This is a genomic window from Clostridium sp. DJ247, from assembly GCF_014231265.1.
Map to the genome: position 1 here is coordinate 1 of NZ_JABAIW010000048.1, position 21,776 is coordinate 21,776.

Below are 21,776 nucleotides of genomic sequence, written 5' to 3' on the forward strand. Positions count from 1 at the left end.
ACCACTTATGTACATTACTCTCATTCTTTTATTGAATAACTCTTCTTGCCCTTTTATGTCTTTTTTAGCCTTCTCAATATCAGCTTCTGCACTTTTTATATCATTTTGCGTTTTTACTATTTGTTTTTTGTTGTCATCAATTTTTTTCATAACATCTTCTATTTGGTTGTCCATTTTTTCTATATTCATTTCTAAATTCTCAGTTTTTTGTTTTAAATCATTTCCATTAGTAGTTGAAGGTTGAGCAAATACTGAAGTGCTAGTTACTAATGTTAACGCTACTGTGGCTGCAAGTTTCTTTAGTGCTTTATTCAATCTTATTACTCCTAACTAAGATATTTTTGTTATTTATCATAATACTTTTATTCTCATCCCCAAGAAGCTTGTCTAGTGTAATATTTTAAACATATATTCCCACTGGGGAAACCTTACTCTATAGATAAGCAAAAACAATATTTATTCTACGATTTAGTACTTTATATAGCTCTAGTTTAACTCTGTTTTTATTAAAGTACCTGAGGCATAATAGTCACCTCCACATTATACACGATTAATATGTAGATTTTATGAAGATACTATATATTTTTGTACAAAAAAATAGAAAATTACTATATAATAAGAAAAGCATCTAACTTACGTTAGATGCTTTGGCGGAAAGATAGGGATTCGAACCCTAGGTACGGTCACCCGTACGCCGGTTTTCAAGACCGGTGCCTTAAACCAACTCGACCATCTTTCCATGGCCTCATCACGAAATATAGTTTATCAACTCCTAAGACATTTGTCAACATTTTTTAATATATTTTTATATATTATTTTTATTTTCTTATCTTATTAAAAATTAACACCAAAACTATTAGAAACAATAACTCTGACCTAGGGCCTAAGTCAAGTATATTACAATATCTGCAACCTTCTCCAAAAAATCTATATGGACACGTTCTGCAACCCTTTCTATGGTGACTCATAAATTCCCTCCTTTTTAATGGCAATGCTATAAGTCCCCAAACTCCTCTACTATTCATAATTTCATATTATATTTAAAAAATAAAAATGTGATTAAAATTAACTCATTATTTATTTTTATAATATAAAAAACTCTTGCACCTTACCTTACGTCTTGTGTTAAAATGATTTAAGTAGAGGTGATAAGATACTTTTTTTATTTGTCATAACTAATTTAGATGTTTAATAGAATTGTATAATTTGAGCCTTTAAATTTGTTATACAAAATAAGAGTATATATACATACACTAATAATTTACTATGAATAACAATACATACAAGTACTTGTTATCCTGTTAAGAAAGGATTGATTTTTATGAATAAAAAAATTTCATTTTCACCACCAGATATAACACAAGAAGAAATTGATGCAGTTGTTGAGGTTTTAAAATCTGGTTGGATCACTTCTGGTCCTAAAACTGCTGAATTTGAAACTAAGCTTGCTGAATACCTAGAAACTAATAAGGCAGTAGCATTAAATAGTGCCACTGCAGGATTAGAGCTTGTTTTAAAGGTTTTTGATATAAAAGAAGGGGATGAGGTTATAACTACTCCTTATACTTATACAGCTACTGCTAGCGTATCTTTACATAGAGGAATTAAACCTATTTTTGTAGATGTAAAAAAAGATAGTTTCTTAATAGATATCGAAAAAATAGCTGATGCTATAACTCCTAAAACAAAAGCCATCTATACTGTAGATTTTTCAGGTATCCCTGTAGATTATGATGCTATTCGAGAAATGTTAAAATCAAAAGGTCGTGAAGATATAATTTTTGTATCTGATTCATCCCATGCCTTTGGTGCAAAATATAAAGGTAAAAGAGTTGGAGGTCAAGCTGACTTTCATATATTCTCCTTTCATGCAGTAAAAAACTTTACTACAGCTGAAGGTGGTGCTATATCCTTTGGAAATAACAATTTCTTCGGTAGAGAGGATTTATATAAAGATTTTAAATTAGCATCTTTACATGGTCAGTCAAAGGATGCCCTTTCCAAGATGAAAGCTGGTGCTTGGCAATATGATATAGTAACAGATGGATATAAGTGTAACCTTACAGACGTAGCCTCTTCTATTGGGTTAATACAATTAACAAGATATGAAGATATGCTTAGAAAACGTAAAGCTATATTTGATGTTTATTCTAAATATTTAGGTGAAAAACCTTGGGCTATACTGCCTTTCGAAAAAGAAGGTGAAACAATAACTTCATATCATCTTTACCCACTACGCATTAAAGGTTTTACTGAGGAACAAAGAAACGAAGTTATAAAATCTCTAGCGGATATGGATATAGCTACTAACGTACACTTTATTCCGCTTCCAATGTTTACTCTTTATAAAAACCTTGGTTACAAAATAGAAGATTATCCAAATGCTTATGCACAGTATGCCAATGAAATCTCAGTACCGCTTTATTCTCTTCTTAAATTAGAAGATGCTGAATATGTGGTAAAAGAACTTATTAAAGCAGTAGAAAAGGTTATGGGGTAAAATTTACACTAAATTCACCATAATGAAAGTGAGGACAAATAATGAAAGTTAATTTTTATACATCCCAAAGAGAATACATAGAGAAAAAAGCTGAATTTGATAAGGCTGTTTTAAGTGTTATGGAAAAAGGCAGCTTTATTCTTGGACCACAGGTTGGAGAGCTTGAAGAAGCTGTAAAAAAATATACTGGTGCTAAACATGCTATAGCTGTAGCTTCAGGTACTGATGCTTTAGTTATTGCTTCAGACGTATTAGGATTTAAAAATGGTAAGGAAGTTATAACTTCCCCATTTACCTTCCTGGCTTCTACTTCTTGTATTGCTAAGCATAACGCAAAACCTGTTTTTGTTGATATTGATGAGGAAACCTTCAATATTGATACCAATAAAATTGAAGAAAAAATCACTTCAAATACTGCTGGAATTATTCCAATACATTTGTTTTCACAAATAGCAGATATGGATAAAATCATGAATTTATCATCAAAATATGATTTACGAGTATTAGAAGATGCGGCTGAAGCCTTTGGTATGAGATGGAAAGGAGCTGGCTCTGAATATAAACATTCTGGAGCTATAGGAGATATGGGTGTATTTTCCTTCTTTCCAACAAAAACTTTAGGCTCCTATGGTGATGCAGGTATGATAATAACCAATGATGATAAACTAGCGGAGACTACTAAAATGTTTAGAGTTCACGGAGCATCAAAAAAATATCACTATGAATATATAGGTTATAATTCCAGACTTGACACTATGCAGGCAGCTATATTACTGGTTAAAATGAAATATATTGATGAAGCAATAAAGAAAAGAGAGACAGTTGCTAATTGGTACAAGGAAAGACTTGTGGGCTGTGAAAATATAAGAATACCTAATATTGTCGGAAATCAAAAATCTGTATTCTACGTATTTAGTATTTTAGCTGAAAAAAGAGATAAACTTGCAGACTTCTTAAAAGAAAATGAAATTGGATACAGTATATATTATCCAATACCACTTCATCTGCAAAACTGCTTCAGTTATTTAGGATATAAAGAAGGAGATTTCCCTGTGGCGGAAAAAATTTCAAAGGAAATTATTGCATTGCCAATATATCCTGAAATAACAGAAGAAGAAGTAGACTTTGTATGTGAAACTATAAAAAAATTCTACAATAAATAATAACTATAGGGTTCCAACCTCAGAACTTCATCTAGACCCCGGGATATGTTACCAGTTCTTCGTCACCATAAATACTTTTTTATGAGTCTAAAGCTCACATTTGAAAATGAGTTAAGAGATTGGAACCCTATATAATTAATACTATAATTGCTGCTAATAGCTTTATTTCTACAAAAACTTGTCATGTATTTCTTAATATTGTATAATCATATATATTAAACAAAACAATTATAATAATCTATTATAAAAATATTTGTGAAGGTGATACCAGTGGAAGATTTATATTATTGTCCAGAATGTAATAATGAATTAGAGTTAATAGCTGGCTGTGGGTCTGCTAGTTATTTCTGCAATAACTGTAAAAAACTAATATCAAGGAAAAAGATTTTATCCTATGAAGAAATGAAGAATAAAGTAGTAAAAGTAAAAGATGATGATAAATAGAACTCAAAACTATCTAATTCAGTGTCCTATTCACTTTTAATTACTTATACAGCATGTTCTCTCCTATCATATTTATTAATAGGAAAAATTTAGTGCATTTTATGGTGCTTCTACATACATTGTAGTATCTGTTGATGAAAAAGCTATAGCACCAAAAGCTGACAGTGCTCTTGCGTATGGGAGTCCATATTTAATGGGAGTATAAATTAAGAAGCTACTAATACTAAAGCATATGAATTATTTGCATCAAATTTGCTCTCTTTGAAATCTCCAAATAACTGAATTTTATTAAATCCTGCGTTATTTAACAGTTTTACAATGTTATCTGCTAATATAGGATATAGAGGTATTTCATTTTCTATTTTATTTCCATCAACTTCAAGAATAGTTTTAAAGAAAATTTTATTTATATTATTGTCATAACTATATATACGCTGAAATTTTAGTCCTATATCCTCATTTTCTATAGTAGGCAAGGCACGAACATCATTCATTAATACTCTGTCATAATTAATTATTTGAATTACTAGCTTCCCTTCTTTATTTAGCAAAGTTTTTATTTCTTTAAAAAATGTCTCTATTTCTTTTTCTCCCTCAAGATGAACAAGAGAATTTCCTATACAGAACGCTAAGTCATATTTAGAATTTAACTTTTGATTTAATTCTAACATATTTCCTTCAACAACATTTATACCTAAATTATTATTTAAAGCTTTAGTTCTTAATTCCTCAACCATTTTAGGGTCTAAATCCACTGCAGTTACATTATAACCTTGTTTTGCAAGTTCTAAAGAGTATCCACCAGTTCCACAAGCAACATCCAATAAAGTTTTTTCTGGCTTGCCAGCAACCTTCATAATAAAATTAACCTGCTCTTTTCCAACAGGAAAAATAAAATCATAGTACTTAGAAATTTCCTGGTAAAAACCCATAACATCACATTCCTTCCATAATAGCTAAACTTTATAACACATATTTTCTCTCTAACTCTTCTAAAAGCTTTAAATATTTTTCTTGAATATTTTTCTCCCTCATACTTCTCTCAAAATTTTCACATTCTAAATCAATTGTATCTAATGTTTCCTTAGCTAGTTGTCGATTTGCAAAAGTATATACTGTATTATCTTCTTTATCAATATGTCTAAGTAGTAGATGTGTATAGGAAACTGCATTTGCTATTACATCTACTTTACTTTCATCATCACCGGCTTTTACCCTCATCAATGCTTCCTCAAGTTCTTTTATATGAAGTCTACCTAAATCATGCTCAACAAGCATTCCAAAATTAACTAATTTCTCAGCTACTCCACCAATTTCGCTTACCATGCGATTAAAAAGAATTTTCTCCTCTTTTCCATGGTGATGATTATCGGCATAATTTCTAACAAAATCTATCATTTTACTAAAGTCCTCATAATTAATATTAGCACCTTGCAAAACCTTATAACTTGCTTTTCTCACTACCATAAGCATTCTTTTAATATATTTATGTTCTTCCATCATTAGATTAATTCCGTTCATAGTGTTTCATCTCCTTAAATTTTATTCTCTATTCTATACTTTTTGTTTATTACACTAAAATATTCTTAAGTTAACTCAATTATAGGGTAAAATTAATTTATTTTCGGTAACCGTTGTTACAAAACATATATTATTGCACTTCCCTTAAAATCCTACTAAGAATTGGCCAAGTGTTTGTTTTTTAACGGTAATATATTCCTTTAAGTCTTTTTATCATCGATACTGCATGCTTTTCAAAAAGTCAATGGTAATATATTTTAATGATTAAATGATAGTGAATTTTTATATTAATTTTCGATATGAAGGCTATTTCTCCTTTCATAATAATTACATTATTCTTCATAAATGTAGTTATTACTTCTAATGTTCCAATTATTCACAAAATAAAGCTTAAAATTATGTATACAAGTATTTTCTTATTAATTTCTATAATGTATAATGTCTATAGATATACTTTATTGTTTATGTTTGCTTAAACATATTATATAAAATAATTTACATACTAAGGAGAAACTTTATGAACTTGTTAAAAGAATTTTTCGCAAAAGAATCTACAAAAAGATTTTTAGCTTTCATTATTATTTTATTATTATTTTATGCCGCCAAATCATTGCTAAACTTATTCTTATTAACTTTTTTGTTTACTTATATTATGAATAGTTTGCAAAACTTTATAGTAGATAAAATTAAAATATGTACTCCTTTTAAAGAGAAAATTATAACAATTATTTTATATTCATTTTTATTTGCAACTATTGTTCTTCTACTATTTAAATATGTACCGGAGCTGGTAAATCAAAGTAAATTTATTGTAAATCAAGCAATGGATTATGATTTTTCTTTTGAGTCAAACTCTAATTTTGTTCATAATTACATAATAAGCATATTTCAACAAATTGACTTTAAGAGTTACATTAAATCAGGTTTTATTATTACTTTTCAGCTTGCTTCAAATATTGGTAAATGGAGTATAAATGTATTTATAGCTATATTATTAAGTTTATTCTTCATGCTTGAAAAAGAAAAAGTTATGCTTTTTCTAAGTAAATTTAAAAATAGTAAAATTTCAGGCTTATACAAGTATATTAGTTTTTTTGGTAATAACTTTTTAAACTCTTTCGGTAAAGTAATTCAGGCTCAAATAATGATAGCTTTTATTAATACCATTCTTTCAGTAATAATGCTTTATATACTTCATTTTCCTCAACTGATTACACTTGGATTTATGATATTTGTGTTAAGTCTAGTACCAGTTGCTGGAGTGGTAATTTCACTTGTTCCACTTTGTTTGATTGCGTTAAAAATAGGTGGTTTAGTCAAAGTACTCTATGTTTTAATAATGATTGCAGTAATTCATTCTATTGAAAGTTATATATTAAACCCTAAACTAATGTCTGCAAAAGTGGATATTCCTATTTTTTTCACCTTTGTTATACTTATTGCTTCAGAGCATTTTATAGGTATCTGGGGTTTGCTTATCGGAATACCTTTATTCATGTTTGTATTAGATTTACTTGATGTAAAATTACATTAAAGAAGAAAGTTCCTAAAGCTAAGGATGCATATACATGGCCTAATAAGACTTAATTATTATCTTAGGAAGTAATAAGCTGCTAATTTATGGATTAAATACTAATCAGTTATCAGATGAACCTTTAAAGCAGGTTATCATTTCTTAAGTTTTCCTTCCACCACTTCATGAAGTAATCCTTGTTTCCTTACCTAGTTGTCGATTTGCAAAAGTATATACTGTATTATCTTCTTTATCAATATGTCTAAGTAGTAGATGTGTATAGGAAACTACATTTGCTATTACATCTACTTTACTTTCATCATCACCAGCTTTTACCCTCACCAATAACTTGCTTTTCTCACTACCATAAGCATTCTTTTAATATATTTATGTTCTTCCATCATTAGATTAATTCCGTTCATAGTGTTTCATATCCTTAAATTTTATTCTCTATTCTATACTTTTTGTTTATTACACTAAAATATTCTTAATTTAACTTAATTATAGAGTATAGTTAATTTATTTTCGGTAACCATTATTACTGAAGATATATTACTATATTTAATTGTGAATAATTTTCCTTTACAAGTTAAATACATTTCTGATTTGACACATATTAAAGATGACCTAGAGGAACTGAGTCTCTAGGCCTTGATAATGTTTTCTAATATTTTAACTTTCATCATTAATATTAGTATTATCTAACAAACTTCAAAACTTTTTTAGTCCCGGATTTGAAATGCATGTTTTGACATTTTCTGGCAATGATCGGCATCAAAATCAGGAACAGGCCAATTTATCTCAGATGCATGAAATATCCCATCATTATGCTGCCCATTTTCTAAGTATTGATCTCCATCTTTTGTAATTGTAACAGATTTTGATACTGGATATCTAACAGCAACTGGACCTTGTATGGCCTCAGCATTTTCTTGTCCAAACTTTCTATCCTTTGGTACGAACAAACCCTCAAACTCCCATCTGCTTGGAGTAGTTTCACCAGGGTGTAAAATATACCAGGACTTATCATAATTTCCTGAATCTAATGCTCTTTTAGGACCATACACTATAATATTTTCAGGTGTAGAATTTGTAATTTTAGCACTTAATCCCTCGCTTGTCATTTTTCCATTATGCTCTTTTGTAGACATCATACCTAGATTACTGCTCATCTTATGACCTCCTTATAGAATTATTACTTTATTCTACCTAAATAATATCTCCATAATTTTATAAGTAATACTTCTTTTGAGGTAAATTAGTACTACTATTGTAAATATAAAAGGTGCACCCTTAAAAGTTACACCTTTATTTCTAACGAATATCTATTCTTTTCTTTTTATCTTCTGCAGACTCATTTCGCTTTGCACTAATTACTAAATAATTGTTATTAAAAATAATAATACTGTTTTTACTATGTAAAAATGGTTTTTGAGTTTTTCTATTTAAAGTATATTTCATAACATATCCCCCTGTTTTTTAATGAATTAACACATATACTTTATTTATCTATGGTAATTTATCATATTTTATCCGATAATATTTTATCATATTATATTTTATTTTAGTATATTTACCATATTTGCTAATTGGACAGCATTATTAATAAAACAAAATGCATTGGTTCAAGGATCTCTATCCCCTGTACCAACGCATTAAATATTTTATAATGAAATTCTAAGAGTAATCTTTACTGACTATTTATTGCTTCTATACTTTCACTTGTTCTCTGCTTAAATTGTTCTATACTCAAATTACCCTGTCATTATTAGTTGCTATATTTTAAATTTATGTACTAATTCATTAAGCTTCTTAGCAAGTTCAGTCTGGTTTTCCGCTGTAGTTGATACTTGTCCCATTTCTTGTTTTACTTCATTTATATTATTTAATATTTTATTAGAGTTTTCTGCAGAACTTTGTGATATATTTGCCATATTTTGAACTGATTTACTTACATTACTTATTGTAGCATTGATTTCTTCCGTCATGGCCGCTATATCTTCTGACATTTTACTTACATACTCTGCATCATTATAATATTGATTACCTTTATTGATAAATGAATCAAATTGAGGTTTCACATGACTATCCATAAACTGCAATACTTCTTTACTATTACTCGAAAGATTCTTAAATGCCTCTTGTACTTTTAAAATAGTATGCTGAATATGTATTACTGCATCTTGAGACTGTTCTGCAAGGTTTCTTACTTCTTCTGCTACTACCGCAAAACCTCTTCCATGTTCCCCTGCCCTTGATGCTTCTATAGCCGCATTCAATGCAAGTAGATTTGTGTGTTCTGCTAAACCTGCTATAGTATCAGCCATTACTTTAATTTCATTTACAATTTTACCATCTTCAATTGCTTTTATTATAAGTGTTTCTCTTTGTTTGTATAATTCTGCTGTAGTTTTAGCAGCATTATTTCCATCTTCCTGTACTTTAAGTGCTCTTTCTTTAGACTCATTAGCACTATTACTTCCATCCACTGCTTTTGCTGCTAATTCGGATATGTTTGAATCAACTTCTTCCACTGATGCTGTAATCTCTTCTGCAGATGCATTTGTGTCCTGTGCGCCACTTGCTATTTCTTTAGTTGAATTATCTATAAATTCAAATTTGTATGTCATTTCCTCAACAGTAGCAGAAAGCTGCTGGCTTGAATTACCCAAATCCTGTGAACAAATTAATATTTCTTTTATATGCTCACCTAAACTCTTTTCCATATACTGAACTGCACCTGCAAGTTCACCTATTTCATCTTTACGCTTAAGAAAATCCTCTGAAATAGTAGTAGTAAAATCTCCTCTTGATACCACCTTCAACTTTTCAATCATAACTCTTAATGGCTTTGATATATTTGAATTCAAAATCACTCCAAAAGCTATTATGATAATTAATGCTACAGCTATAAGTAAAGTTACTTTAACAATGGTACTTTTATTAAACTCTTCTGCTTGTGAAATTAACATATTATTTTTGTCAGTTTCATTTTTAACAGCTTTATCTAAACTATCAAATAATTGCTTTTCTTGTAAACTAAAATTTGTCATTTCATCATCAGAAATCCTAGAAATACCTTCTTGATCTAAGAGCAAAATCTTGCTTAAGTGGGAAAAATATTCACTTGATTTGGTATTTAATCCAAGTAACATATCTTTATCACTATTTGAAATATTTCCACCTTCTAACTGTATAGCTATCTTTTTATAATCATCAATAGCTCCATTTATCCATTCTTTTCTAGTATTCACAGCCTGTGTGTCTTTTATTATCCTTAAGTCTCTTGCATTTATACCACAGGCATTTATAGAGTTTCTTAATTCCTCAAACATTGTTAGTCTCTTATTTACATTATAAGTTTCATTAGAGATTTTTTTTGAAGTATTAATTGTTGATAAAATAATTAATAGAAAGGTAATAGCAAAAGCACTTATTATGGCAAATGATACAAATATTTTAGTTTTAAATTTTAAGTTTTTCATTTAAGAGTTCCCCTTTTCATTAGTTATTATATTTTTTCTTTTTATATTTTCATCTAGCATTCTATAATTTTTAGTTATCTTCTCGAGGTTTTTAGAATCATCAATATTAGAGCTAGTAGCAAATCAAATCGTTAACAATTTGTTAAAAAGCCAAGGAGGAGGCCTTGGCGGATCTATCATGGATGTCTTGCTTTCAATACATTTTCCATAATTGAGTAAAACCTTACCATTGAATTGTTCTCTATTTTCTTCAACCATTTCAGTCCGTTCCATTCTTATAAAATTAATTATTTCATCTATTTTGTTTCATAAAAATTTAAGGATTTATCAACAGCAGTATATTTTTCAATAGTTGAAAAATCTCTATGTTAATAAGCCTGTTCTATTTCATTATTTATAGCATGATTAATAGTGTCTATTAAAAATCCAAAACTTTCATAAATATTAATTGATTTATCTATGAAATCTTTTTTATCACATTTAAAATTTTTTCAAGCTCCATATAATATCATATCATATCATAATACACCATAATTCATCTTAAAAACCTTATAATTACATTATTCTTCATAAATGTAATTATTCCTTCTAATATTCTAATTCTTAACAAAAAAATATCAGATATTGACTCCGATATTTTTAATATTCTATAAACTATTAGTAAAATTCAAGTCATAATGCCTAGAAGTTCTTCATCAGGCATCTTTTGTGAATTTTATCCCATTTACCACCTCTAAAATTACTTTTGAAGTTTTTAGTTAATGAAGCAATAAATTATTAATATTTGCCAAGGAAATTGAGAAGGGTAATTTGATTAAGTCAATAGATATTCATTGGGAAGACGAAATAGAGGAACTGGCTAAAGCATTAAATCAAGAAAGTTTAGCAAGAGAGCAATATGAGTTAAATTTAGCAGAAAATTATCAACAATTAAAAATCACTCAAACCACATAAGATTAAATGCTCTTTATTAAATAGTAATACGCAACACTCTACCTGTGTGAGCTTAAGATTGAGGAGACTTGCAAGGGTTGCTTTCGGAATGAATTTGACAGCTAGTTAAATCTTTATCAGGAATATCTCTCAATTCAATGAGTTTACTAAGAAATTCTAGATCAAATCCAGCTATTAGCTGATCCTCAATTTTCATAAGTGGCCGTTTGATCAATATTGGATTGCTACATAAAAGATCTAACGTCTCTTTAGCAGTTAAAGTTCCTGGGATTACAATTCCCGCTTTCACCGCAGGAGCATTTTTGTTATACCACTCTTTGATATCAAGTCTTTCCAAGTAAGCCTGTAGCGTGTCTGGTGTCCATGTGGTGTCGAAAATGGAATGTTCTTCCACAGTGTGACCTGATGCTATCAGCAATGCCTTCTGACGTGCACCGCCTGCACAACCTGGTTTAGTATAGAAAATAACATGCGCCATATAATGAGCCTCCTTATCATAATTTACCTTTATTATAATATCTTAGTAATACTTTTGGAAAGATTTATTTTTATTCACTCAATTTAGAGGACAAGCTATGTCTAGCTTGCTAATTGTTTCCACACGCAGGACAAAGTTTAAGACATTTAAAACAATAGTATCTTCAATACCTCTACTTACCACATAACAATACAAAAACAAGCACCTTTTCAAATCTTTGAAAAGATGCTTCAAACCATAGTTTAACGTATAAAATTTGTGAATATCTTACGTTCTATTTCTGGTTCCTCAACCTTGCCTTTGCCATACTCAACTAGTTTCATTAACCAAGCCATATTTTTACCCAAAGTTCTCATTATTTGAACACCTTCTTCATCTTGGTTAGCTTCTCCCGGTAGTGTACCATGTATAACATTCCAGTAGTTTGATGTCGGCATAAGCATTTCAGAATAATTGATATAGTTATTTAATTGTTCAAAGGTAGGAACACCACCTGAACGTCTTACAGCTACTACAGCAGCACCAACCTTATGTCTTAACATACCACTATTAACACTGGTTACATAAAAAGCTCTATCTAAAAATGCTTTCATTGTACCTCCAATAGCTGAATAGTGTACAGGTGAGCCCAATATTATACCATCAGCTTCTTTCATCTTCTGAATCCATTCATTTACAGAATCTCCTGGTAAAACACACTGTTCATTTTTATTTCTAACACAACCTCCACAGGCCATGCATCCTCTTATAACCTTATTACCTACATGTACAATTTCAACATCTATACCTTGTTTCTCCAATTCTTCTGCAACTATTTTTATGCCATGATAGGTATTTCCCTCTTTATTAGGACTACCATTAAAAGCAACAACCTTCATTTTTCTACCTCCTACTATTTTAATATTTTTTACATACTTATAAGTTTATCCATAGGACTACCAGACCTAATACTCCCACTTCTACAAGTGGGGAGTTACTAGAGTTCTCTAGCTTTAGCTAGTTAAGAACTCTTATACTGTGTATAAGAACTGCTGCGCGCTAGATTGGTTCAACTAAAATTCATATGTGGTGAAAAACCCCACTTGAATTAAGTTTCACTTTATCAGTGGACTTTTGTTTAAAATAAACATTTATATTTTTTAATTAGCTAACAACAAATCTAAGTATACTTTAACCCTGGAAAGGTATCAAGTACGCACTTTTTCGTAGTAAAGTTACCTAATAGTAAGTATGTGAAACATAATATATGGTAAAAATTATTAAGAAATTTAAAAAGGCTGCCAAAAGGAGATTAATTACCTTTTAGGACAGCCTCTTTCAATAGGTTCATTTAAGTATTTCATTATATGAATTTGCTTCAATGCTATTTTGTAAACTTTTACTTTTTAACACTATTTAGAAACCTTAAATTGGGATACTAATTCATTAAGTCGATGAGCGAGGTTTGCTAACTGATTAGCTGTATTACCAATCTCGCTCATACTAACAGATTGTTCTTCTGCAGAAGCTGATACCTCCTCAGTAGCAACAGCTGTCTGTTCAGAGATAGCAGATGTATTTTTCATTTCTGTCACAGTGATTTGGGCAGTTTCGATCATGGTTTCTGTAGCAGAAGATACATTACGTACAACAGAGAAAATATTACTGATAGCTTTTTCAATATCATCAAAATGAGTTCCCGCTTGCGATGCAGTTTGCATACCACTAGTAATTTCCTTGGAACCCTTATCCATACTATCAGTTATGGATACAATCTGCCCTTGTATACCACCAATAAGCTGTGATATTTGATTAGCAGCAACGGCTGACTGTTCAGCCAGTTTTCTAACTTCATCTGCAACAACGGCAAAACCACGTCCTTGTTCTCCTGCACGGGCCGCTTCAATAGCAGCATTAAGAGCAAGTAAATTAGTTTGGCTAGCAATACCAGTAATAACTTCAACAATTTTACCAATTTCCGATGATTTTGCAAGTAGTAATTTACTTTCATTTAAGTTGTTTTTGTTATTTTCAACAATTATTTCCATACTATGAACTGCCTGATTTACAGCTTCGAAGGCTATGGAACTTATATTATGTGATTTCTCAGCAGTTTCAATCATATAGTTACATTTGCTGGTAACTGCTTTGCTTGCCTCCTCCATCTCAATGGTTTTTTCAACAGCCAAACCTACTTGCAATGCCTGTTTGCTTGAATTTTCTGCCACAATTTGAATAGACTTAGCCACTTCCTCTGTAACTTTACTAGCATCATCACATGACATAGCAAGATTATTGGAAATATTATCAACTTTTGTTGACTCCGTGGTTATATCTCTCACTATGTTTCGTAAGGCTTGGACGGTATTGTTCAAGGCATTAGCAAGGTTTCCAATTTCGTCTTCAGACTGAATCTCAATGGAACCACTTAGGTCTCCAGTAGACACTTCATCAGCAAACTTGCTAAGGCGAGTTAACGGTTGAATAAGACGACTTGCAGCAAAGTAGATAAATAATGATAAAATGATGGTAATTATACAAGCTATTATTAACATAATTATAAGCAATTTATTAGATGCAGCAAAAAGTTCGTCTTCATAGACTATATTAACCACCGTCCACTCTGCTATTGGCGCTGGAGCATAAAAAGCAATTTTTTTGTCTTTTCCTTCACCATAGCGGAAGATACCCGGTTTGCCGGTAGCAACAAGTTCACTAAGCTTATGGAGGTTTGCATCATTAACTGTACTGATTTTTTCTTTCATAGCCCAATCTTTGTTTGGGTGAACAACGAAAGTTCCATCCTTTGCCAACAATACTCCATACCCTTTTTTCCCATACTTTTGATTTTTCACTATGTCTTGTATGGTTTCTATGGTTAAGCTTGCAGCCGCCCCTGCTGTGACTTTGCTCTGATCATCCTTTTGCCATGCAAACATCATCACCACATTTCTTCCGTAGGCTTGAGAAAATGCAGGTTTAAATATAGCGTCATAGGGAACACCGCCGGTCTTGGAATATCTTTCTGATGCTTCAGTTACTATAGCTTTAGCCCAAGGATCAGTTTTAAATTGTCCATCTTTCACACTATAGTATCGTGCTGTAAGTTTACTTAAGCTATCAGGATTGTTCCACTCATTGGGCTCTAAAGAATTTACAATATGCAAGGCTGCATATTGATCAGGATATGTAGTACTAATAAATTTCCAACGTGCTAAATTTAACTCATCCATAAGTTTTATAGAATCATCATTACTTTTAAGATCTAACTTAGGATTAGTATCCAAAATACGTTTTATCATAGGACTTTGAACAGTTTCACGTACCTCTGCAAGTCTCCCTGTTAGCCATGTGTTAACATGATTTGTAGCTTCATTTGTTCTCAGTGACATTGAATTAATTAGCTCAGTTTCAATTATCTTGTTAAATTGCACGTATGCTACTGCAGTTAGTGACAATAAGCCAACTATAACTAATGGCAAAATTACAACAATTAATTTGGATTTAAAAGACATTTTCATAGATTTTGATCCCCTTACATAAATATTATAAAATTTGTTTTCCATACTTTACCTTGTTTATTATTCTTTGTTATTACATTCTTAAAACGGCAGCCTTATGGTAAGTATTGGTACAATTTATGTTAAAACATCAAAATTTCTACCAATACAAAAGAAATTTAAAGCCTTTTAATTTTACAATTAATCATTTTGAAATTCACTATTATAAAGCCATATGTGTTTTAATTGATCTCCACTATTATCAAAAGTTTCTCGATTTCTTACCTGTTTTGCAGGCACTCCTGCCACTAAAACATTTGGTTCTACACTCTTGTTTATTAATGAACAAGCACCTACTATAGATTGCTCTCCAATTGTCACACCTGGTAATATTGTTGAATTTGAATATATCTTAACATAATCCTTTACTATTACAGGAGCATAGGTTCTTAGGGAATGATCATGCTCTGTATGAGAGTGAGTAAATATTGTTACTCCTTCAGTTATGACTACAGAATTTCCTAAAAGTACACCACCTTTAGAATCTATAAATGTTCCCCTGTTTAAAAATACGTTATCGCCTATTTCAATGTTATCTGGTATATTAAAACGAACATTTTCTTCAGCTATAAAATTTTCTCCACAGGACTTAAATAGTTTTTTTGCTAATATCCTTCTAAATGGAATAGCAAAGTTAGCTACAAGACACATAGGGGATTTATCTAATACATCCCATAAAAAATGTAGATATCTCTTTTTCTCTGAAAAGCCTATTTCTTTATTTTTCGGCAAATAATCTCCATACAACTGAATTTCTTCTATAAATTCAGCAGGAAAAGAACATCCTAAAGTACTTAAAATATTTGCTACATCCTCTTTAGTTATACCTACCTTCACTATATCCTCTATTTCATACAATAAATTATCTATTCTACTCATATTCTATTATGGTTATTAAAATCATAACAAAAAATAACCATTTCCCCCTTTTTAAAATTTATTAACACTTACGATTTTATTAGATATTAATATTAAATACTTAAACTTGAAATAATATTTTTTAATGAATCCGCAGATACTTGAAGTTTTTTTATCTCATGTATATCTAAAGGAATATCTATTACTTTTTCTATGCCTGAAGAATTTATTATAGTTGGAAGAGATATGCAGACATCTTTAATTCCATATTGCCCTGTTAAATAGCTTGATACTGTAAGTACGGAATTTTGATTTCTAACAACTGTTTCTACTATTGTTCTTACTGCTACAGCTATTCCATAATAGGTTGACCCTTTTTTTTCTATTATTTTGTATGCAGAATCTACAACTTCTTTATGGATTATATCTCTTATTTTTTCTATCTTATGATTTTTATTTAAAAGATTTTCCATATCTACACCTAAAATATTTACTGCACTCCACACAGGGACAGAACTATCTCCATGCTCTCCTATTACATAAGCGCATATATTTCTACTGTCTACATTAATGTATTCACTTATTAAAAATTTAAATCTTGCGGTATCTAAAATTGTTCCAGAACCTATTATCTTTCTTGATTCCATACCAATCAGCTTATTTGTCACAAAAGTTAAAATATCTACTGGATTAGTAACTATTAAAATAATTGAATCTTTACAATAGTCTTTAATCTCATTTATTATAGATTTCATTATATCTGCATTACGTTGTGTAAGATTTAATCTTGATTCCCCTGGTTTTTGAACTGTTCCAGCAGTTATAATTATCATCTTCGAATTAGCGCAATCGCAGTATTTACCTGCCTTAACTTTAACAGGCATCATAGAAGGTACACAGTGATTTAAGTCCATAGCCTCACCTTCAGCTTTTTCCATATTCATATCTACTAATACAATATCTGTTGCTATTGAACTTAACATTAAAGTATGAGCTATTGATGAACCTACAAGTCCAGCTCCAATAATTGATATTTTTGTTCTAAACATAACTTCCCTCCAGCAATATATTTTTAAACCATAAGCATTTATGTTGTCCCATTTACATGTAACTTCTATTTTGTTTTTTTAAAATAATGATAAATTAAAAGGTGCCTATAAATTTAAATTATAGACACCAAAATACAAACAAATATACAAATTATTGTTATAACTATATTTTGGTGGCCTGGCAATCATAGAAAGTAGAATTTTCCTTAGACCCATAGCTTTGCGACCTTACCTTTCAGTAAGTGTGCTATTATCATTATATAGGTTTTTTATGATTTTTTATTTTTATAGGATATTTAATAAATGTTGTGCAACATAAAATGGTAAATATCTAAAACACGTTTTATTTAAGGTTTTCTGCACAATGCTATGATTTAACAAAACATTAATAAATACTATAAAACATGTGATTACCACATATTGCTACGCAATATATATAAAATAGCCTTTTAATATTAAAAATTGTTATTTTTTATATTATTACACTTATTAAACCAATTTTCAACATAATAATTAAAAATTTTTGAAAAATATTGTTAATTTTACTTAATAATATTTTTAATACTACTTCTAGTAAGAAGTTTTTTTTCATAATAAATTTGATATACCATTGTAACTTCTAATAAAGTAATTTAAGTACTGGATCAATTTGAAGATTTTTAGCTGTTCCTCATACTGAGCACACTAAAAAAGAACTTACTAATACGCAAGTTCTTTAGGCATCTTAATATTATATTATAAATTTAGTTAAAAACTATCTTAAAGTCTGATTCATTCATGCTTGTATTACTATCATTATGTAAGACTAATTTTTTCTTTAGGTGCAAAATTCTTTTCAATTGTCCATGTAACTGCTACGCTATTTTTCAGCTTAAATACTGCAAATGTCCTATAAAAATTTGGAATGAATATACCTAAATACTGAGAAACATAATAATCTACATACTTAAGATCATCCTCAATTATCTCTCCTACAAGATTTCGAATCATTGTAAGATTATTCTCACAATCCTTCATTCATAACACCTCCATCCTGACAATATCATAAACAATATCTACATAATTATTAGTTTCATACCTTTTTTTATATTATATGGATAATAAAATTATAAATACTCTTAACAACAAAAATTAGTACAGAAATAAAATCTCCATACTAACTTCTATCTTATCACCTATTTCATCGCCATAGGTATCATTTATACTTTTAAATTTGTTAACATCTATAGATATCTACAGCTTAAATTAAATTTCGGACACGTATATACATCTAGGACTTGAGCTTAATACTCTCTTAAGTTTTTAACGTAAAACTTCTTTTATTTCCGCTACAAAGCTTCTTACAGCTTCCACCGCAGCTTCTTTACTTTCAGCTTCTGCTATTTTTTTTACGATAGCACTTCCAACAATAATGGCATCACAATAAGGTTTAAATTCCTTTGCCATTTCCGCACTTGATATTCCAAAACCTAAACCTTTAGGCATTTCAGTATATTGTGATACTAATTCCATGTATTGTGGAATATTTGTAGCTATTTTCTGTCTTGCACCAGTAACTCCATTAGTAGATACACAATATACAAAGCCTTTACAATTATTAGCTATAGCTTGAATACGCTCACTAGAAGTAGGAGCCACTAAAGGTATTAAGTATACATTATATTTATCCGCTATATCCATAACATCTTTTCTTTCTTCTATAGGTAGATCAGGTATAATAATACCATCTATACCAACCTGGCTGCATTCCTCAATAAATTTTTCAATTCCATACTTAAATGCAGAATTATAATACATCATATATACTAAAGGAATATTACTTTTTTCTCTTATTACCTTTACAGTTTCCATTATTTTTGTAATCCTTGCTCCGCTATTCAAAGCTCTAATAGAAGCCTCTTGAATAGTTACACCATCTGCAAAAGGATCAGAATAAGGAATTCCTAATTCTATAATATCTGCACCAGCCTCTTCCATAGCTAATACTAAATCTATTGTAGTATCCAAATCTGGATCCCCAGCTGTTATAAAAGGTATCATAGCTTTTTCATTTTTTTCTCTTAACAATTGAAATCTTTCATCTATTCTATTCATAATTTAACCTCTCTTTTCTGAAATCTTATTAAATTTACATCAGTATAATAAATAAGTCTTCAATTTATAGGACTCTAAGTTAAAATCCTGCATAGATACCGCAGCTTAAATTTCACTTATATGTAGGGGTATATTACCAATATTGAAGTCACATTTAAATATTTTTTAATTAGTCTTAGCGAAAATTTGAGGAAAATCTTAGAACTTTAGATATGTTTGAGCGCAGCGAGTTTATCAAAGTTCTTAGATTTTCTCACATTTGAGCTTTAGACTAATAAAAAATATTTAATGTGACAAAACATGGTAATATACGCCGGAATATAAGTAAAATTTCGGGCACGGCTATCTATATTGACAAAAGTTTAGCTATAGTATCCACATCCTTGTCTCCTCTTCCTGACAAGTTAACTACGACTATTTCGTCTTTATCAAGTTTAGGTACCATTTTAATAGCTTGTGCTAAAGCATGTGAACTTTCTATAGCTGGAATTATTCCTTCTGTTCTACATAATTCCATGAAGGCATCTACTGCCTCTTTGTCTGTAATAGGCACATACTCTGCTCTTTTTATATCTTCAAGATAAGCATGTTCTGGTCCAATACCTGGGTAATCAAGTCCTGCAGATATAGAGTATACAGGCATTATTTGTCCTTCTTCATCTTGAAGTACATAAGTCATCATACCATGAATAACTCCAACAGAACCTTTAGTTATAGTTGCTGCATGTTGATCTGTATCCACTCCAAGTCCAGCAGCTTCAGCTCCAATAAGTTTTACAGAAGTATCATCTATAAATGGATAGAAAATTCCTATGGCATTACTACCACCACCAACACATGCGATGATGTAATCAGGAAGTCTTCCTTCTTTTTCAAGTATCTGCTTTTTAACTTCATCACCAATAACTCTTTGAAATTCTCTTACCATAATTGGATAAGGGTGTGGACCAGCAGCTGTCCCAAAAACATAGAAAGTATTTTCAATGTTTGTAATCCAATTTCTCATTGCTTCATTTACAGCATCTTTAAGAGTAGCTGTACCAGAAGTTACAGCTGTAACCTTGGCTCCCAGCATTCTCATTCTTACCACATTAAGAGCTTGTCTTTCCATATCTTCTTCGCCCATAAATATTTCACATTCCATGCCAAACATAGCAGCTACCGTTGCTGTAGCAACTCCATGCTGTCCTGCACCAGTTTCAGCTATAACTCTTTTCTTGCCCATTCTTTTAGCTAACAAAGCCTGTCCTAATGCATTGTTTATCTTATGTGCACCAGTATGATTTAAATCCTCTCTTTTAAGATATACCTTTGCTCCACCTAGCTTTTTAGTTAAGTTTTCTGCATAATATAGAGGAGTTTCTCTTCCTGAATACTCCTTTAAATAATATCTGTACTCTTCCATAAACTTTTCATCAGCTATAGCTTTGTTAAATTCCTCTTCTAATTCTATTAGTGCATTCATAGCAGTTTCTGCTACGTACTGTCCTCCAAATTTTCCAAATCTTCCATTCATATTATTTTCCTCGCTTCCTCAATAAATTTTTTCATTTTATCAAAATTTTTTATTCCATTTACCTCTACGCCGCTGGATACATCTACAGCATAGGGCTTGACTTCTTTTACAGCCTGCTGCACATTTTTAGGATTTAACCCTCCTGCAAGAATTAAAGGTTTATTGATATTAAATTTTTCTATGATATCCCAATTAAAATTTATTCCAGTCCCACCTTGGATACCCTTAACACTGCTATCCAAAAGTATTCCTTCAATTGGACACTTACTTACTTCATCTATTCTTGCTTGATTTTCTTTTATTTCATTTAACAAGTCCTCAGTATCTACACTTATGCCCATAGACTTCCACACAGTAAAGTCAGAAAAGTTTTCTATATATTCTTGACCTTCCTCTCCATGGAGCTGAATTACATTAAGCTTTAACTGTTCTGCTATATATCTTACTTTTTCAATATCTTCATTTACAAAAACTCCAACAGTTTTTATACTTTTATCTAGCAAATTTATAAGTTCTTTTGCCTGTTCTAATGTAACCATTCTTTTACTTTTGGCGAATACAAAACCAACATAGTCAGGTAATAACTTATTTGCATATTCTATATCTTCAGTTCTTTTCAAACCACATATTTTTATCTTAGCCATATTTAGCTCCTTAAATAC

23 protein-coding genes, 1 tRNA gene, 1 pseudogene and 1 riboswitch are annotated in these 21,776 nt (G+C 30.3%); of the genes and pseudogenes, 5 read left to right on the plus strand and 20 right to left on the minus strand.

What is annotated here, in order from left to right; all coding sequences use genetic code 11:
- The 3 genes from HGI79_RS17110 to HGI79_RS17120 form a co-directional block, all read right to left on the minus strand.
- On the minus strand, positions 1-315 hold a 315-nt coding region (locus tag HGI79_RS17110; RefSeq protein ID WP_395939554.1), incomplete at its 3' end, for a coiled-coil domain-containing protein.
- A 333-nt stretch (positions 316-648) separates the two neighbouring features.
- A tRNA-Ser gene (locus HGI79_RS17115) sits at positions 649-739 on the minus strand.
- A 79-nt stretch (positions 740-818) separates the two neighbouring features.
- Positions 819-968, minus strand: a complete 150-nt coding sequence (locus HGI79_RS17120) for a hypothetical protein (protein ID WP_185651898.1) — start codon at positions 966-968, stop codon at positions 819-821.
- A gap of 353 nt (positions 969-1,321) precedes the next feature.
- Between HGI79_RS17120 and HGI79_RS17125 the strand changes: the two genes are divergently transcribed.
- From HGI79_RS17125 to HGI79_RS17135, 3 genes are all read left to right on the plus strand, one after another.
- Entirely contained in the window at positions 1,322-2,500 is a 1,179-nt protein-coding gene (locus tag HGI79_RS17125; RefSeq protein ID WP_185651899.1) for a DegT/DnrJ/EryC1/StrS aminotransferase family protein, read from the plus strand.
- 41 nt (positions 2,501-2,541) lie between these two features.
- Complete coding sequence (locus HGI79_RS17130; protein ID WP_185651900.1) at positions 2,542-3,663, plus strand: DegT/DnrJ/EryC1/StrS aminotransferase family protein; 1,122 nt, start codon at positions 2,542-2,544, stop codon at positions 3,661-3,663.
- 270 nt (positions 3,664-3,933) lie between these two features.
- Positions 3,934-4,107 carry a zinc-ribbon domain-containing protein gene (locus tag HGI79_RS17135; protein ID WP_185651901.1) on the plus strand — a complete coding sequence of 58 codons (174 nt, stop codon included), beginning with the start codon at positions 3,934-3,936 and terminating at the stop codon, positions 4,105-4,107.
- 206 nt (positions 4,108-4,313) lie between these two features.
- Here the strand turns inward: HGI79_RS17135 and HGI79_RS17140 are convergent, their stop codons facing one another.
- Together HGI79_RS17140 and HGI79_RS17145 are read right to left on the minus strand one after the other, a co-directional pair.
- Positions 4,314-5,039 (minus strand): bifunctional 2-polyprenyl-6-hydroxyphenol methylase/3-demethylubiquinol 3-O-methyltransferase UbiG, encoded by a 726-nt coding sequence (locus HGI79_RS17140; protein WP_185651902.1) that lies wholly within the window; start codon positions 5,037-5,039, stop codon positions 4,314-4,316.
- 31 nt (positions 5,040-5,070) lie between these two features.
- Positions 5,071-5,628: a hemerythrin domain-containing protein gene (locus HGI79_RS17145; RefSeq protein WP_185651903.1), complete on the minus strand. Its 558-nt coding sequence runs from the start codon at positions 5,626-5,628 to the stop codon at positions 5,071-5,073.
- Between the two features lie 517 nt (positions 5,629-6,145).
- On the opposite strand from HGI79_RS17145, the gene HGI79_RS17150 reads away from it, so the two are divergent.
- Positions 6,146-7,162, plus strand: a complete 1,017-nt coding sequence (locus HGI79_RS17150) for an AI-2E family transporter (protein ID WP_185651904.1) — start codon at positions 6,146-6,148, stop codon at positions 7,160-7,162.
- Between the two features lie 177 nt (positions 7,163-7,339).
- On the opposite strand, the pseudogene HGI79_RS23730 reads toward HGI79_RS17150, so the two are convergent.
- The 5 genes and pseudogenes from HGI79_RS23730 to HGI79_RS17175 form a co-directional block, all read right to left on the minus strand.
- Positions 7,340-7,480 (minus strand): annotated as a pseudogene (locus HGI79_RS23730) (hemerythrin domain-containing protein); the annotation flags it as partial.
- 383 nt (positions 7,481-7,863) lie between these two features.
- A complete protein-coding gene (locus HGI79_RS17160) occupies positions 7,864-8,313 on the minus strand; it encodes a hypothetical protein (protein ID WP_185651905.1) in 450 nt (149 codons plus the stop codon).
- Between the two features lie 142 nt (positions 8,314-8,455).
- Positions 8,456-8,602: a hypothetical protein gene (locus tag HGI79_RS17165; protein ID WP_185651906.1), complete on the minus strand. Its 147-nt coding sequence runs from the start codon at positions 8,600-8,602 to the stop codon at positions 8,456-8,458.
- A 314-nt stretch (positions 8,603-8,916) separates the two neighbouring features.
- On the minus strand, positions 8,917-10,626 hold the full coding sequence (locus tag HGI79_RS17170) for a methyl-accepting chemotaxis protein (RefSeq protein ID WP_185651907.1): 1,710 nt from the start codon (positions 10,624-10,626) through the stop codon (positions 8,917-8,919).
- 123 nt (positions 10,627-10,749) lie between these two features.
- Complete coding sequence (locus HGI79_RS17175; protein ID WP_185651908.1) at positions 10,750-10,899, minus strand: hypothetical protein; 150 nt, start codon at positions 10,897-10,899, stop codon at positions 10,750-10,752.
- A 537-nt stretch (positions 10,900-11,436) separates the two neighbouring features.
- On the opposite strand from HGI79_RS17175, the gene HGI79_RS17180 reads away from it, so the two are divergent.
- Positions 11,437-11,580, plus strand: coding sequence for a hypothetical protein (locus HGI79_RS17180; protein WP_185651909.1), 144 nt, complete (start codon positions 11,437-11,439; stop codon positions 11,578-11,580).
- Between the two features lie 52 nt (positions 11,581-11,632).
- On the opposite strand, the gene HGI79_RS17185 is transcribed toward HGI79_RS17180, so the two are convergent.
- The 10 genes from HGI79_RS17185 to HGI79_RS17230 all read right to left on the minus strand — a co-directional run bounded on the left by HGI79_RS17185 (position 11,633) and on the right by HGI79_RS17230 (position 21,758).
- Positions 11,633-12,058, minus strand: a complete 426-nt coding sequence (locus HGI79_RS17185; RefSeq protein ID WP_185651910.1) for an ArsC/Spx/MgsR family protein — start codon at positions 12,056-12,058, stop codon at positions 11,633-11,635.
- A gap of 242 nt (positions 12,059-12,300) precedes the next feature.
- Complete coding sequence (locus HGI79_RS17190) at positions 12,301-12,936, minus strand: flavodoxin family protein (protein WP_185651911.1); 636 nt, start codon at positions 12,934-12,936, stop codon at positions 12,301-12,303.
- A 513-nt stretch (positions 12,937-13,449) separates the two neighbouring features.
- Entirely contained in the window at positions 13,450-15,558 is a 2,109-nt protein-coding gene (locus HGI79_RS17195; RefSeq protein ID WP_185651912.1) for a methyl-accepting chemotaxis protein, read from the minus strand.
- A 180-nt stretch (positions 15,559-15,738) separates the two neighbouring features.
- Complete coding sequence (locus tag HGI79_RS17200; protein ID WP_185651913.1) at positions 15,739-16,476, minus strand: acyltransferase; 738 nt, start codon at positions 16,474-16,476, stop codon at positions 15,739-15,741.
- Positions 16,477-16,568: 92 nt separating this feature from the next.
- Positions 16,569-17,504, minus strand: coding sequence for an L-lactate dehydrogenase (locus tag HGI79_RS17205; RefSeq protein ID WP_185651914.1), 936 nt, complete (start codon positions 17,502-17,504; stop codon positions 16,569-16,571).
- 169 nt (positions 17,505-17,673) lie between these two features.
- Positions 17,674-17,763: riboswitch (cyclic di-GMP riboswitch) on the minus strand.
- 536 nt (positions 17,764-18,299) lie between these two features.
- The gene (locus HGI79_RS17210) at positions 18,300-18,521 is read right to left on the minus strand and encodes a hypothetical protein (RefSeq protein WP_185651915.1); all 222 of its coding nucleotides are present in this window, start codon (positions 18,519-18,521) and stop codon (positions 18,300-18,302) included.
- Between the two features lie 114 nt (positions 18,522-18,635).
- Positions 18,636-18,737 carry a diguanylate cyclase domain-containing protein gene (locus HGI79_RS23735; protein ID WP_185651932.1) on the minus strand — a complete coding sequence of 34 codons (102 nt, stop codon included), beginning with the start codon at positions 18,735-18,737 and terminating at the stop codon, positions 18,636-18,638.
- Between the two features lie 69 nt (positions 18,738-18,806).
- Positions 18,807-19,598 (minus strand): tryptophan synthase subunit alpha, encoded by a 792-nt coding sequence (trpA, locus tag HGI79_RS17220; protein ID WP_185651916.1) that lies wholly within the window; start codon positions 19,596-19,598, stop codon positions 18,807-18,809.
- 346 nt (positions 19,599-19,944) lie between these two features.
- Positions 19,945-21,114 (minus strand): tryptophan synthase subunit beta, encoded by a 1,170-nt coding sequence (trpB, locus tag HGI79_RS17225; RefSeq protein ID WP_185651917.1) that lies wholly within the window; start codon positions 21,112-21,114, stop codon positions 19,945-19,947.
- Complete coding sequence (locus tag HGI79_RS17230; protein WP_185651918.1) at positions 21,111-21,758, minus strand: phosphoribosylanthranilate isomerase; 648 nt, start codon at positions 21,756-21,758, stop codon at positions 21,111-21,113. Before HGI79_RS17230 ends, trpB begins: the two co-directional genes overlap by 4 nt.
- Between the last annotated feature and the right edge of the window lie 18 nt (positions 21,759-21,776).